Below are 13491 nucleotides of genomic sequence, written 5' to 3'. Positions count from 1 at the left end.
TTAAAAAGTAGCTGCATCGAAAATAATATAAGGTCTAGTACAGTTCTTTGAGTTTACGAGTTAGGGTATTTCTTCCCCATCCCAAAACCTTAGCTGCATCCTGTTTATGACCATTAGTATGGGTGAGTGCAGCCTCTAGCAGTATACGTTCAAACTCTGGCAGAGCATAAGTCAGCAGCTCTTTTTCTCCTGAATCAAGCGCACACTTTGCCCAATTAGCGAGCAGTTGTTGCCAGTTATCTCCAGCTCCTGAGGTTGTCACCACTTTTTCTTCCAACAGCTCTGGTGGCAGGTCTGAAGGGAGAATTTCGCTGCCGCTCGCCATCACGGTGAGCCAACGACAAATGTTCTCAAGCTGACGCACGTTACCCGGCCAATTGAGTTGGTTGAGTTTCAAAATGGTCTCAGGATGCAGTGTCTTCACTTCAACACCGAGCTCTTCGGCGGCGGATACTAGGAAGTGGTGAGTTAGCTTTTCAATGTCTTGTTTACGTTCGCGCAGCGCTGGGATATGGATTCGGATAACGTTGAGGCGGTGGAAAAGGTCTTCACGGAAGTCACCTTCATGTACCAAGCGCTCAAGATCTTGGTGGGTTGCCGCAACGATACGCACGTCAACCTTAACCGCAGAGTGTCCACCTACACGATAGAATTGACCATCAGAAAGTACACGTAACAAGCGAGTCTGAATATCGAGTGGCATGTCGCCGATCTCATCCAGAAATAGGGTGCCGCCGTTGGCTTGTTCGAAACGTCCTTGGCGAACGCTGTTGGCTCCGGTAAAGGCGCCTTTCTCGTGGCCAAACAGTTCAGACTCGATCAGATCTTTGGGGATCGCTGCCATGTTCAAAGCAATGAAGGGTTTCTTGGCTCTTGGGCTATGACGATGCAGCGCGTGGGCAACCAGCTCTTTACCCGTACCCGATTCACCATTGATCAGCACGGATATCGATGAGCGAGACAAACGGCCAATAGCTCGGAAAACCTCCTGCATCGCAGGTGCTTCGCCGATGATTTCTGGCGCATTGGTGTCTTCAGCGACTTCATTGGCTTGCTCGCGTTTCTGTTCTTGGCTGTGCGCAATCGCTCGTTCTACGAGAGTCAGTGTCTCATCAATGTCGAACGGCTTTGGTAGATACTCAAAGGCGCCTTTTTGATAAGCATTCACCGCAGCATCGAGGTCTGAGTGCGCGGTCATGATGATTACGGGCAGGTCGGGAGAGCGTTGATGAACCTGATGCAACAGCTCAATCCCGTCAATGCCGGGCATACGAATATCAGACACCAATACGTCAGGAGTCTCGCGTTCAAGCGCAAGTAATACGCTCTCAGCATCAGCAAATGTTTCACACTTTATATCCGCAGATGAAAGTGTTTTCTCTACTACCCAGCGGATAGAACTGTCGTCATCGACGACCCAAACGTATCCCTTACTCATAATTCAATTCCTTTGCAGCCAAATCTATTGTGATAATCATTGTTGTTTTTATGATGTCTTAATCTTTGTGTTACCGAGTTGAGTCTTCATCTCGCTGTCTAATCGCGAGGTTCTTGTGACCTAAATCGGTAGATAAATCGTGAATGTGGTGTTACCTGGCCAACTTTCAACATCAATTTTTCCGTTGTGCTGATCGATCAGGTTTTGAGATATCGATAACCCTAAGCCTGTGCCACCCTCTCGTCCGCTAACCATTGGGTAAAAAAGCGTGTCTTTTAAATCATCGGGGATGCCTGGGCCGTTATCGCTGATCTCAATGCGTGCAGCGAGTTTGTGTCGCTGACCATGAATGTTGGCTTGATGCACCGTTCTGGTGCGAATGGTAATTTTGCCCGAATCTTGTGCCTTTAAAATCTGCGCCGCATTGCTCACGATATTGAGCATCGCCTGTTCAACCTGCGCTGAGTCCATCACTATTGGTGGCAGGCTTGGATCGTAGTCTCGCTCAATCGCCAGTGTGGATCCGGATTCGAGCTCGACCAACTGCCTTACTTTTTCAAGTATCTGGTGAAGGTTTTCTTCTGACTTGGTTCCCGGCTTCTGTGGACCAAGCAGACGGTCGACCAAGGCTCTTAAGCGGTCGGCTTGTTCAATAATGATCTGGGTGTATTCATTCAAAGATTGATCAGGGAGCATCTTGCCAAGTAATTGCGCCGCTCCTCTTAAGCCACCTAGTGGGTTCTTTATCTCATGAGCTAATCCACGCACCAGCAGCTTAGCTGCTTGCTGTTGTGCGTGTTGGTTAAGCTCTTGGCTGAGGCGTCTTTGCTGGTCTATTTTTCGCATCTCAACCAATAACAGCGTCTCTCGCTGCCAAGAGATTGGGCTAACTGTTACCTCAAGCATCAGTGGGCGGTTATCAACCACAAAGGTCACGTCACTGTCGGTAATGCTCTGGCCACTTTGTAGCGGTTGCGTTAGCAGTGCCAAATCCAATGAGGCGTGTTGGATAAGTTGGCTTAGTGGATGATCAACGATGCGTCGTGCGCTCTGCGAAAAGAGCTGTTCAGCTGCCGGATTGGCGTATCGCACATACAATTGCTCATCGAGCATCAATGTCGAAGTCACCATATTGTCGAGAATGGCGCTGGAAAGATGATGTGTATCTATGCTGTCGCTTTTGGCTGATCGATTCACTATTTCGTCCTTGAACTGGTGTTTTTCTCACTGCACCAAAATGGTGCGTAGCTAAGTTCAAGTATGGCGCATATCAACCAGAAGCTAAAGATAATTCATTAGAGTCGCTGAAAGCTGCTTCGATTAGGTGAAAAGTAGAGGTTATTTGGTCTCTTTTAACACATTGGCCTACTTGAGCGTCGCTCGATGTAAATACACGGTGACTGGACTAGTAGATGCAATAAGCTTGCCGCTTCTATGTGCTTGAATTGCAATGGTGTGAGTACCTCGATCGATACCTTTTAATTCCCAGTTAGGTTGGGTTTGAGGAGCGCCATAACGACGGCCATCGAGCATTAATTGTAACTGCTCTCCAATACCAAGTTTTCGGTTGAGCTCTATCTGAATCGGGATTAACCCACGGTTGCTACGAATAGTTTGGTCATGAACTGGAGTCAACATGGTGAGTACTAATTGAGTGGGAACCTCGCGCTCTGTGGTTTCTGTTTCTGCCTGAGTTTTAGCTGGCGTTGCCGTTTTAGTTGTAGATGAAGCCGCGGCGTCAACCGGAGTCGAGGCCTCAAATTTAGGAGCGGGTGCTGCAGCTTGCACATCTGGCAGGCGAAGGGCTTCGGCATCTTGAGCGCTAGGGTTATCACTAAAGTGGAGCACGCCTTCTTCATCTACCCAGGTATACACTGTTTGAGCTGAGCATGAGAGTGCGACTGTTAACCCGATCAGGAACAGTATATTTTTCATATCGTTAGCCTCTTTTTCACCGTTAGATGATTTCACGTTTGGCGTTGGTTTTATTGTATTTCGCGCGACAGCCTCTGAGGGCTTTTGTCTAAGGTATGTTACGAGGAGGGGAGCGTCGAGAGAATATAAAAAAGGCCCGCCTGCGAGGCGAGCCTAATATTTAGTCAGCGATTCTTACAAGGTTGCAGTAAGAAATAGCTTATCTCTACTGGAGATTAAACTGAGTAGTACAGTTCAAACTCAAGTGGGTGTGTAGCCATGTTCACGCGTTGTACGTCGTCAGATTTCAGAGTGATGTAAGAATCAATGAAGTCGTCAGAGAATACGCCGCCAGCTGTTAGGAACTCACGGTCTTCGCTAAGCGCTGCTAGAGCTTCTTGTAGAGATTCTGCAACTGTTGGGATTTCAGCAGCTTCTTCTGCAGGAAGGTCGTATAGATCTTTATCCATAGCTTCGCCTGGGTGAATCTTGTTCTTGATGCCGTCAAGGCCAGCCATAAGCATTGCTGAGTAGCATAGGTATGGGTTAGCTGCTGGGTCACCAAAACGTAGCTCGATACGACGTGCTTTAGGGCTTGGTACTACTGGGATACGGATAGAAGCAGAACGGTTACGTGCTGAGTAAGCAAGCATTACAGGTGCTTCGAAACCAGGTACAAGACGCTTGTACGAGTTAGTTGATGGGTTAGCAAACGCGTTGATTGCACGAGCGTGCTTGATTACACCACCGATGTAGTAAAGAGCCATTTCAGATAGGCCGCCGTACTTATCACCAGCAAACAGGTTAACACCGTCTTTTGCTAGAGATTGGTGAACGTGCATACCAGAACCGTTATCACCAACTAGTGGCTTAGGCATGAATGTCGCTGTTTTACCAAATGCGTGAGCAACGTTGTGTACAACGTACTTGTAGATTTGAGTTTCATCAGCTTTCGCTGTTAGCGTGTTGAAGCGAGTAGCGATTTCGTTTTGACCCGCAGTTGCTACTTCGTGGTGGTGAGCTTCAACTACTAGGCCCATCTCTTCCATTACTAGACACATTGCTGAACGGATGTCTTGAGATGAATCTACAGGAGCTACTGGGAAGTAACCGCCTTTAACGCCAGGACGGTGACCTTTGTTACCACCTTCGAATTCAGTACCTGTGTTCCAAGCTGCTTCTACGTCGTCGATCTTGAAGAAAGAACCAGACATGTCGTTTGAGAACTTAACGTCATCAAATAGGAAGAACTCTGGCTCTGGACCAACTAGAACTGTGTCTGCGATACCTGTAGAACGTAGGTACTCTTCAGAACGTTTAGCGATAGAGCGTGGGTCACGGTCGTAGCCTTGCATTGTTGCAGGCTCAAGAATGTCACAACGGATGTTTAGTGTTGCGTCTTCTGTGAATGGGTCCAGTACAGCAGATGCTGCGTCTGGCATCATTACCATGTCAGATTCGTTAATGCCTTTCCAACCAGCTACTGAAGAGCCGTCAAACATTTTGCCTTCTTCGAAGAAGTCTGCATCAACTTGGTGAGAAGGAATAGAGATATGCTGCTCTTTACCTTTTGTATCAGTAAAACGTAAGTCGATAAATTTAACTTCGTTCTCTTGGATCAGGGATAGTACATTTTCTACTGACATCTTGGATAACCTCCAGTGTTATTAATTCGGTATTAGCTCGATTCGGTTGAAACTAGCATTGATTAATGTCTCTAAGTGCATTAATCGATGCTGATTTATCTATAGCCAAAAACGTGCCAAAAAAATTATTCCATTAATTTCAATGATTTACTTGTTTTTTGATTTTGCTTAATCTGGTTTTTGCACCAAAATGATCTTTAGTTGCACCTTGTTGGTGCAGTGGTTTATCTGTGCACCAATATGAGACATAAGCGAGCACCATTCAGCAATGAATTGCCTAAGTTGTCAATCCACTTTTTTTATTTTGCGGGAGATTTGGCTCGCCACTCGCAGGTGATGCTTTTTTAGAGTTCTACGAATTTGGCTGTTCAATACTGTACTGAATCAAAGTTAAGCGGATATGAATCGCTAATAAAGAAAAAAGCCCCGGTTCAGATCACATATTTCTGGGTTTTTGTCTAGAATCTGGTATATTATTGACCGTTTTTTAAATCAAGCTAGCGGTTATTATCCAAACTTTTGAGATAAGTGACGGCTACTTTTATGAGTGAATCGAGAATCCATGTCTACTCCACAGATTGATAAGTTAAGAAATATCGCGATCATCGCGCACGTTGACCACGGTAAAACGACTTTGGTTGATAAACTGCTACAACAGTCAGGCACTCTTGAGTCTCGTGGTGAAGCTGAAGAGCGTGTCATGGATTCGAATGACATCGAAAAAGAGCGTGGCATTACCATTCTTGCTAAGAACACAGCAATCAACTGGAATGATTACCGCATCAACATCGTAGATACTCCGGGACACGCGGACTTCGGTGGTGAAGTTGAGCGTATCATGTCTATGGTTGATTCTGTTCTGCTTATCGTTGACGCAGTTGACGGCCCAATGCCTCAAACTCGTTTCGTAACGCAAAAAGCATTCGCACACGGTCTTAAGCCAATCGTTGTAATCAACAAAATTGACCGCCCAGGCGCTCGTCCTGATTGGGTTATGGATCAAGTATTCGACCTTTTCGACAACCTAGGTGCTACTGATGAGCAACTAGACTTCACAGTTGTTTACGCTTCAGCTCTAAACGGTTGGGCAACAATGACTGAAGGCGAAACTGGCGAGAACATGGAACCATTGTTCCAAGCTGTTGTTGATACAGTAGACGCGCCTGCAGTTGACCTTGACGGTCCACTACAAATGCAAATTTCGCAACTTGATTACAGCTCTTACGTAGGTGTTATCGGTGTTGCTCGTGTTACTCGTGGTTCTGTTAAGCCAAACCAACAAGTAACTATCGTAAATGCAGAAGGCAAAAAACGTAACGGTAAAGTAGGTACAGTTCTTGGTTACCTAGGTCTTGACCGTCACGAAGTTGAGCAAGCTAACGCTGGCGACATCATTGCAATCACTGGTCTTGGTGAGCTGAAAATTTCAGACACTATCTGTGACGTAAACAATGTTGAAGCAATGACTCCGCTTTCTGTTGATGAACCAACAGTAACAATGACGTTCCAAGTAAACACTTCTCCGTTCGCGGGTAAAGAAGGTAAGTTCGTTACTTCACGTAACATCCTTGAGCGTCTAGAGAAAGAACTAGTACACAACGTTGCACTACGTGTTGAAGAAACTGATAACCCAGATCGTTTCCGTGTTTCAGGTCGTGGTGAACTTCACCTATCTATCCTGATCGAAAACATGCGTCGTGAAGGTTTCGAGCTAGCTGTATCTCGTCCAGAAGTTATCATCAAGAAAGACGAAGATGGCAACCTAACTGAACCGTTTGAAACTGTGACTATCGACGTGCTTGAAGAGCACCAAGGTGGCATCATGGAAAACATCGGTCTACGTAAAGGTGAGCTAACTGATATGTCTCCAGATGGCAAAGGCCGTGTTCGCATGGACTTCATGATGCCTTCTCGTGGTCTTATCGGTTTCCAAACTGAGTTCCTAACGCTAACGTCTGGTTCTGGTCTTCTTTACCACTCATTTGATCACTACGGTCCTCACAAAGGCGGCGTAATTGGTCAACGTAACAACGGTGTTCTAATCTCGAACGCTACTGGTAAAGCTCTGACTTACGCACTATTCAACCTACAAGAACGTGGTCGTCTATTTGCTGAGCACGCGGATGAAGTATATGAAGGTCAAATCATCGGTATTCATAACCGTTCAAACGACCTAACAGTAAACTGTCTGAAAGGTAAGCAGCTAACGAACGTTCGTGCATCAGGTACTGATGAAGCACAGGTTCTTTCGCCACCTATCCGTCACACTCTAGAGCAAGCTCTTGAGTTCATCGACGAAGACGAACTAGTAGAAGTAACGCCAGTAAGCATTCGTATCCGTAAGAAGCTTCTTACTGAAAACGAACGTAAGCGTGCAGCACGTCCAGCTAAGGCTTAATTGCCAGCTGACTAGCTTCTAGCTAATTAAGAAAGCCCTGAGTAGCCTAGCTGCTCGGGGCTTTTGTTTTATATGGCATTAGGATAGATCGGGTAAACGAGATGCGAGATTCGAAGAGCGCGTTCCATACCTATTCATTGAATCGTCATTCCAGAATCGAGGGACGAGATATCTGGAATCTTTTTACGGCATGGAAGAGATTCCCTATCACGCTCGTTCCTCGCTGTAGGGAATGACGGTGGTTTGTTTAGTGCGAGTAGACGAGATGCGTGATACGAAGAGCGTGTTTTATATCTACTCATCGAATCGTCATTCCAGAATTGAGGGACGAGATATCTGGAATCTAGCTTTTGATTCCTAGGTGGCTTTCAACGAATTGAACTCGCTCAGCTACCGATATAAATGGTACTTCAACGATCTCATAACCTAGCTCTTGATAGACGTTGACCAGCGCGTGGTGAATCTCTAATGCTTCTTCAAAGGGGTAAGGGCGCACTTCATCTTGAACATAAATCGAAGCCTCTGGGCGGCAGAACAAGACTTGTGAGTGATAACCCTTGCTTGCTTCTCGGTAAGTCGCATCTATATCTAGTTTAGCCTGAGCCAAATAGCCACCGATATCTGGAATCGCGCGATCGAGAAATGCAGTTGGGTGCTGCCTCGCTTGCTCTTTCTGCTCGCTCATTACACCTAAACATAGCTCAGCAAAGCCCGGAAGGTCTAGCCAAGGCAAGATACCGTTTTCAATCTGACTTTGTTCTTCGATCAGCTGGCGAGAGGACTCTGCGAAGGTTGGGTAACCCATGTCACCCAAGGCATTAATCAGAGTTGTTTTTCCGGCTCCGGGACCGCCAGTAATAATGATAGGCTGCATGGTGTTGTTTCTCTGTAGCGCTACTTCTGGTTCAGTTGAGCTAAGAACTTATCCGATTCTGCTATCGCCGCATTCATCTGTTCTATCGCGTAGGCGATGTCTTTTTCTAAGCTCATAAACTCTCCCTGCAATGAACCAACGGCACTCGCATTGAGGTTATGCTTTAAGTAAAGCGTGTTGTCGCGAAGGGTATTGAGCACGGGATCCATCTTCTTCTCAGCACGCTTCATTGCTGACAACATGGTCTTATAAGAGGATTGAGTCTCGCGCAGCTTTTGCTCACTCGAGCGGCGCAGTGAATCACTGGTGTAGAGGTCTAACTCACCCTGCCACTCTTCAAACAATGCATCCGACACATCCTCAATCGCTGCGATGCGGTCACTGACATTTTGCGCTGCTTTTTCGCTGTCTTGGTATTTATCGTTGATCTGGTTGTACATGTTTTCCAAGTCACCGCCACTGAAGTTAGTCAGGCTACTGAGTGCTTCAAGTGCGCTGGTAAACTCTTCCTGAGCATCCTGCTGTGACTCTTTCGCGTCTTCTACTCTGTCGACCATAATGTCACGTTTGTGGTAACCCACTTGCTCCATTGCGGAGTAATAAGCTGACTGGCATCCAGTAAGAGTAAAAATAGAGAGGACTATAACTATTAAATAAGGCATCCTAGTTTCCTATAGCTAAATAATATCAATCGTAGTAAATAACTGCTCAATCTAGCTTGTTAAAATGCTCGATAACGGCGTTAGAATTTTTGATTGTAGAATGACTACTTATCGAAACTATTCTTTGCCGAGAAGGGCTTCCTTGTTCTCAAGCCTTTTTCCTACGCTATTTTTGAACATTTACTTACTGTGATTAATATAACGGAATAATAATTAGGACTATGAACGAGTTACCAGGGAGTTACAAGTTGAAGATAAAAAAGGTCGCCACACTCAGTATTCAGTTTTCTCGCTATCTTTTGGCGCGCATGACGCATGATAGAGTCAACGTGAATGCGGGGTACTTGGCGTACATTACCTTGCTCTCAATTGTGCCGATGTTGACGGTTTTGCTCTCTATCTTGTCGTCATTCTCAGTCTTTGCTGATGTTGGCGTGGTGATTCAAAATTTCGTCATTACCAACTTTGTTCCAGCATCAGGAGATGCGGTGCACGGTGCTTTGTTAGAGTTCGTTGCCAATACCGGCAAGATGACGGCGGTAGGTAGTGTGTTCTTATTCATTGCAGCGCTGATGCTGATCTCGAATATTGATAAGAACCTAAACTACATCTGGCGAGTAACGGAAAAGCGACGTGCGGTGCTGTCTTTTTCTATGTACTGGATGGTGCTCACGCTTGGACCTATCTTGGTCGGTGCGAGTATTGCTGCAACGTCTTACGTGACATCATTGAGCTTATTGCAAAATGAGGTGGTGTCTGGTGCCTTTAATACCGTGATTCGCAAACTTCCTTTGATTCTCTCTTTCTTTGCGTTCTTCGGTCTGTACCTGCTGGTTCCCAACAAAAAGATACACTTTTCTCATGCAGCAGCGGGCTCTCTGGTTGCGGCTCTGTTGTTCGAACTCAGTAAGAAAGGCTTTGCAGCCTACATTACGCAATTCCCTTCTTACCAGTTGATTTATGGCGCATTAGCGGCAATTCCTATTCTGTTTGTTTGGGTGTATTTGTGCTGGTTGATCGTGCTGGTGGGGGCTGAGGTGACGGCCGCATTGGGTGAGCAGGAACAGTGGAGTGACTCGAAAGAAATGGTACACTCGTCGGATAAAGACAAAATCACAGAGCAAGGAAACAACAGTGATAGCACTGATCCAGAGAGTAAGTGAAGCTGCCGTCCGTGTTGATGGCGAAGTAGTTGGTGAGATTGAGCAAGGCTTATTGGTTTTGTTAGGCGTAGAAAAAGGTGATGACGAAGCCAAAGCCAAGCGTTTGATGGAACGAGTAACTACTTATCGTGTCTTTGGAGATGAAGACGATAAAATGAACCTCAACGTGAAACAGGTAGAAGGTAAGGTATTAGTGGTGTCTCAATTCACTCTGCCAGCCGATACCAAGAAAGGGACACGAGCAGGGTTTTCTCGTGGTGCTCACCCAGAAGATGCAGAGCGTCTTTACAACTATTTCTCTGACCAATGTGAATCAGTGTTGCCAACGGAACGTGGCCGCTTCGCAGCCGACATGAAAGTGTCTTTGGTTAATGATGGCCCAGTAACATTCTGGCTGCAGGTTTAGGCTTAAAGGAATAAGCATGTTTAAACTCATAACACCGACCACCGAAAATCAGCTAAACAAGTATTACCATTTTCGTTGGCAGATGCTCCGTGAACCTTGGCGAATGCCGGTAGGTTCAGAGCGCGATGAATATGACCCAATGAGTCACCATCGTATGATTGTTGATGGCCGTGGTCGCCCGATGGCGATTGGTCGTCTGTATATCACCCCAGATCTAGAAGGTCAGATCCGCTACATGGCGGTGAAGAACTCTCGCCGAAGCAAAGGCATGGGCTCACTGATCTTGGTTGCGCTAGAGTCATTAGCGCGTCAAGAGGGCGCTAAGCGCTTGGTGTGTAATGCACGTGAAGATGCGATCTCATTCTATGAGAAGAATGAATTTGAACGTCGCGGTGAGATTAACGACCAACGTGGCCCTGTGCGTCACCAACAAATGGTTAAGCACCTTGACCCAATGGCGGATGTACTGCGCAAACCTGAATGGTGTAATGAGCTGCAGCAGCGCTGGGAACATCAGATCCCGATCAGTGACAAGATGGGCATCAAGATTAACCAATATACAGGTTACCAATTTGAGTGTAGTGCTCAACTGAATCCTAATTTGAACCCGCATAACACCATGTTTGCAGGCTCCGCCTTTACGCTTGCGACTTTAACGGGTTGGGGTATGACGTGGTTACTGATGAAAGAGCGTGGCCTGACCGGTGATATCGTATTGGCAGACAGTAATATTCGTTATCGTCATCCGGTTGAGCAAAATCCTGTTGCCTCTACTTCGTTAGACGGTATCAGTGGTGATTTAGACCGCCTCGCGTCAGGCAGAAAGGCACGTATCATCATTCACGTGACCATTCACAGCGGCGATGTGGAAGCGGTAGAGTTTACCGGTACCTATATGCTGATCCCTGATTATAAGAAAATACTATCGACGGATAGCAAGGCGAGTGAATAACTTCACGCTCGCTTGATGATAGATAGAATTATTGATTGAAAGCGCTACTCCTGAGGAGTGGCGCTTTTTTGTTGGCAGTCGTTAATCTCCGAATACTCCGCTTGGGTGAGCTTGCCTGAGATTTGATGGCATGTGTCCGATAGGGTAATCGATAGGGTGTGTTGCTCGGCTTTAAGCAAGTCGAGCTCTCCAGAAACCTCACCATTGAGCGTTTGAATCCTTTGTTCGCCTTGCTCTGCTGCCGATGCACCAATAATGTGCATCGGTTCGAGAGTGAAGCGTCCACGGTCAAAATTGGCATTGAGCTCTGGGATCTCGAATACGTTATCGGTTGAAGTTTCAGAAAGCCTGTCGTTAAAGGTCATCACGCCTTGGCGAACGCTACCAGTGAGTTGACCTGTGGTCGAATAGCCCAGCATCAGTGAGTCGCCATATAAACCTGAAGCTTGAAGTTCGAATTCGCCATAACCGGTTGCATCGAGTGGTAATTCGAGTCGCTGCAGCATAGGCGCAATAGGTAACCCATCGGCAGAAATATCTAAGCTCCATGGCTTGCTGATTTGGTTAAAGTCGAGTGTCGCATTGGCTTCAATGTAGCCATTTCTGAGAGGTGCAAACAGACGTGTCAGCGTCCATTTCCCTTGTTCGCTATTCATTTCCATCACTGGCTGTGCGCTGAGAATATTTTGGTAGCTGGCATCATTGGCGCTCGCCATCAGCTTCCCTTGCCACAAACCTAGCTTTCTATCTTGCAGCAGTTGAACTTGATGACCCTCGACATGTAATCCTGAGACCTGCCAGTAAGGTTGTTGTGCGAGTTGGATGAGTTGACTGCGTTCTATGTTAAGTCGGCTAACCTCGATGCTCTGGAGCTGTGTGAACCAAGGTATTAGGCGAGTAGCAGGGAGATTTTTATCTTGGCTTTCAGTAATCCATTTTATTCCTTGCAGGTCGAGCTGCGTTAAATCAATGCTGCTAGGAGTAACCTCGCCATTAAGCTGTACAGTGCCTTGCAGGAATTGAGTATAGAAATCTTCAATCAGAATCTGGTTTGTTTCTAGGTTGAGCTTGAGGTTTGGCTCGATGAACATGTCATCATCAATGGTCACTCCTTCTGCTTGCAGAGAGAAAATGGCTTTCTGTTGCTTCCACGGTTCAAAGGGTAGTTGGATATTTTCTAACGAGGCATCAAAGGCTGCGAGATGGCCACCTTTCCACTCTACATCGCTACGCAGAATATCTAGGCTGTTGATGTGGTTAATCTGAATACCTGCCACATCCCACTCTTTGCTTAGTAGGCTTTGGGTTTGCTGCTGATTGAGTCGTAAGCCATCGATGGTCACATTCACTAACGACCAATCTTGCTGATATTGCTCTGCTTGTCCGGAAATCTTAGCGCCACGCCAGTCAAACGAAGTACCATAAAGGGTGCTGTCACTCGGCTTTAGGTCCAGGTCAATCAACAGATTATCGAATGCTTCACTTTGCCAATATAACTGCGAGGCTGAAAGTTGGGTTTTGCCATAAGGTAGCAGTGAGTTTTGGTTATCCCACACGGGGTCGGCGATCTGAAGGTCGATGCCTCGTGCATTAAAGTCTGGAGTCGAGAAATCTAGGTTATTGATTGCTAGCTGACGGAGCTTGAGGTTTGGTTGGGTAAACACTGATGTGAATGTGTCTAGATCGTTGGCTTCTAACTGCAGTCCGCTGATCAATACAGAGTCCAAAACCAGCTTAGTTTCAAGAATAGAGTCTGGGCTGAACCAGATGTCGACCTTGTCGATATACAGGGGTGGTTGTTTTTCCGATTGGCTTTGGGTGATGCCCATTAAGGTGATGTGATAAGGCGCCTGATACTCAACATCTTCAATGAGCACAGGTTGTTCAATCATATGCTTGATAAAAAAGTTAGCAACATCGGCGCGGTATTGGGTTTGTAGGCTTAACAGCAATGCTGCGATAAACGCAACGGCGATAGCCAACACAATGCCGAATACCATCAATACCTTTTTCATTCCCTGAAAGCCTTAAATCTCAA

The 13491-nt window shown here is 46.3% G+C and carries 12 protein-coding genes; 4 read left to right on the top strand and 8 right to left on the bottom strand.

Annotation, left to right across the window (positions count from 1 at the left end; genetic code table 11):
* Positions 1-34: 34 nt before the first annotated feature.
* From glnG to glnA, 4 genes are all read right to left on the bottom strand, one after another.
* Positions 35-1438 carry a nitrogen regulation protein NR(I) gene (gene glnG / locus CWO27_RS12180; protein WP_107899027.1) on the bottom strand — a complete coding sequence of 468 codons (1404 nt, stop codon included), beginning with the start codon at positions 1436-1438 and terminating at the stop codon, positions 35-37.
* Between the two features lie 120 nt (positions 1439-1558).
* The gene (glnL, locus tag CWO27_RS12175) at positions 1559-2635 is read right to left on the bottom strand and encodes a nitrogen regulation protein NR(II) (RefSeq protein WP_048663049.1); all 1077 of its coding nucleotides are present in this window, start codon (positions 2633-2635) and stop codon (positions 1559-1561) included.
* A gap of 168 nt (positions 2636-2803) precedes the next feature.
* The gene (locus CWO27_RS12170) at positions 2804-3373 is read right to left on the bottom strand and encodes a DUF4124 domain-containing protein (protein ID WP_102478226.1); all 570 of its coding nucleotides are present in this window, start codon (positions 3371-3373) and stop codon (positions 2804-2806) included.
* A 215-nt stretch (positions 3374-3588) separates the two neighbouring features.
* The gene (gene glnA / locus CWO27_RS12165) at positions 3589-4998 is read right to left on the bottom strand and encodes a glutamate--ammonia ligase (RefSeq protein WP_048661288.1); all 1410 of its coding nucleotides are present in this window, start codon (positions 4996-4998) and stop codon (positions 3589-3591) included.
* A 562-nt stretch (positions 4999-5560) separates the two neighbouring features.
* Between glnA and typA the strand changes: the two genes are divergently transcribed.
* Positions 5561-7396, top strand: a complete 1836-nt coding sequence (gene typA, locus CWO27_RS12155; RefSeq protein WP_017059220.1) for a translational GTPase TypA — start codon at positions 5561-5563, stop codon at positions 7394-7396.
* Positions 7397-7530: 134 nt separating this feature from the next.
* Here the strand turns inward: typA and CWO27_RS23595 are convergent, their stop codons facing one another.
* From CWO27_RS23595 to CWO27_RS12145, 3 genes are read right to left on the bottom strand one after another with little or no spacing between them, the layout of a single operon-like run.
* The gene (locus CWO27_RS23595) at positions 7531-7698 is read right to left on the bottom strand and encodes a hypothetical protein (protein ID WP_170960806.1); all 168 of its coding nucleotides are present in this window, start codon (positions 7696-7698) and stop codon (positions 7531-7533) included.
* Between the two features lie 41 nt (positions 7699-7739).
* The gene (locus CWO27_RS12150) at positions 7740-8270 is read right to left on the bottom strand and encodes an AAA family ATPase (protein WP_107899026.1); all 531 of its coding nucleotides are present in this window, start codon (positions 8268-8270) and stop codon (positions 7740-7742) included.
* Between the two features lie 20 nt (positions 8271-8290).
* Complete coding sequence (locus tag CWO27_RS12145) at positions 8291-8932, bottom strand: DUF2959 domain-containing protein (protein ID WP_107899025.1); 642 nt, start codon at positions 8930-8932, stop codon at positions 8291-8293.
* A 221-nt stretch (positions 8933-9153) separates the two neighbouring features.
* On the opposite strand from CWO27_RS12145, the gene CWO27_RS12140 reads away from it, so the two are divergent.
* Genes CWO27_RS12140 through CWO27_RS12130 form a run of 3 tightly spaced genes read left to right on the top strand, consistent with a single transcriptional unit; the run spans position 9154 to position 11453 of the window.
* Complete coding sequence (locus CWO27_RS12140) at positions 9154-10095, top strand: virulence factor BrkB family protein (protein WP_080967389.1); 942 nt, start codon at positions 9154-9156, stop codon at positions 10093-10095.
* The gene (gene dtd, locus CWO27_RS12135; protein WP_004735590.1) at positions 10067-10501 is read left to right on the top strand and encodes a D-aminoacyl-tRNA deacylase; all 435 of its coding nucleotides are present in this window, start codon (positions 10067-10069) and stop codon (positions 10499-10501) included. The genes CWO27_RS12140 and dtd overlap by 29 nt, the downstream gene beginning before the upstream one ends.
* Positions 10502-10517: 16 nt before the next feature.
* A complete protein-coding gene (locus CWO27_RS12130) occupies positions 10518-11453 on the top strand; it encodes a bifunctional GNAT family N-acetyltransferase/hotdog fold thioesterase (RefSeq protein WP_048661291.1) in 936 nt (311 codons plus the stop codon).
* Between the two features lie 44 nt (positions 11454-11497).
* Here CWO27_RS12130 and CWO27_RS12125 read toward each other — a convergent pair whose 3' ends face one another.
* The gene (locus tag CWO27_RS12125) at positions 11498-13468 is read right to left on the bottom strand and encodes an AsmA family protein (RefSeq protein ID WP_107899024.1); all 1971 of its coding nucleotides are present in this window, start codon (positions 13466-13468) and stop codon (positions 11498-11500) included.
* Positions 13469-13491 lie beyond the last annotated feature (23 nt).

It is taken from the genome of Vibrio sp. 10N.286.51.C3, from assembly GCF_003050065.1.
Classification (GTDB): Bacteria; Pseudomonadota; Gammaproteobacteria; order Enterobacterales; family Vibrionaceae; genus Vibrio; species Vibrio crassostreae.
The sequence above is the reverse complement of the archived record's forward strand: the minus strand, read 5'-3'. Positions and strand labels throughout refer to the sequence as shown.

Bases quoted from the DNA above. Each gene is read 5' to 3' on its own strand.
- glnG (WP_107899027.1), bottom strand. From the start codon at position 1,438: ATGAGTAAGGGATACGTTTGGGTCGTCGATGACGACAGTTCTATCCGC.
- CWO27_RS12170 (WP_102478226.1), bottom strand. From the start codon at position 3,373: ATGAAAAATATACTGTTCCTGATCGGGTTAACAGTCGCACTCTCATGC.
- glnA (WP_048661288.1), bottom strand. From the start codon at position 4,998: ATGTCAGTAGAAAATGTACTATCCCTGATCCAAGAGAACGAAGTTAAA.
- typA (WP_017059220.1), top strand. From the start codon at position 5,561: ATGTCTACTCCACAGATTGATAAGTTAAGAAATATCGCGATCATCGCG.
- CWO27_RS23595 (WP_170960806.1), bottom strand. From the start codon at position 7,698: ATGAGTAGATATAAAACACGCTCTTCGTATCACGCATCTCGTCTACTC.
- CWO27_RS12150 (WP_107899026.1), bottom strand. From the start codon at position 8,270: ATGCAGCCTATCATTATTACTGGCGGTCCCGGAGCCGGAAAAACAACT.
- CWO27_RS12145 (WP_107899025.1), bottom strand. From the start codon at position 8,932: ATGCCTTATTTAATAGTTATAGTCCTCTCTATTTTTACTCTTACTGGA.
- CWO27_RS12140 (WP_080967389.1), top strand. From the start codon at position 9,154: ATGAACGAGTTACCAGGGAGTTACAAGTTGAAGATAAAAAAGGTCGCC.
- CWO27_RS12130 (WP_048661291.1), top strand. From the start codon at position 10,518: ATGTTTAAACTCATAACACCGACCACCGAAAATCAGCTAAACAAGTAT.
- CWO27_RS12125 (WP_107899024.1), bottom strand. From the start codon at position 13,468: ATGAAAAAGGTATTGATGGTATTCGGCATTGTGTTGGCTATCGCCGTT.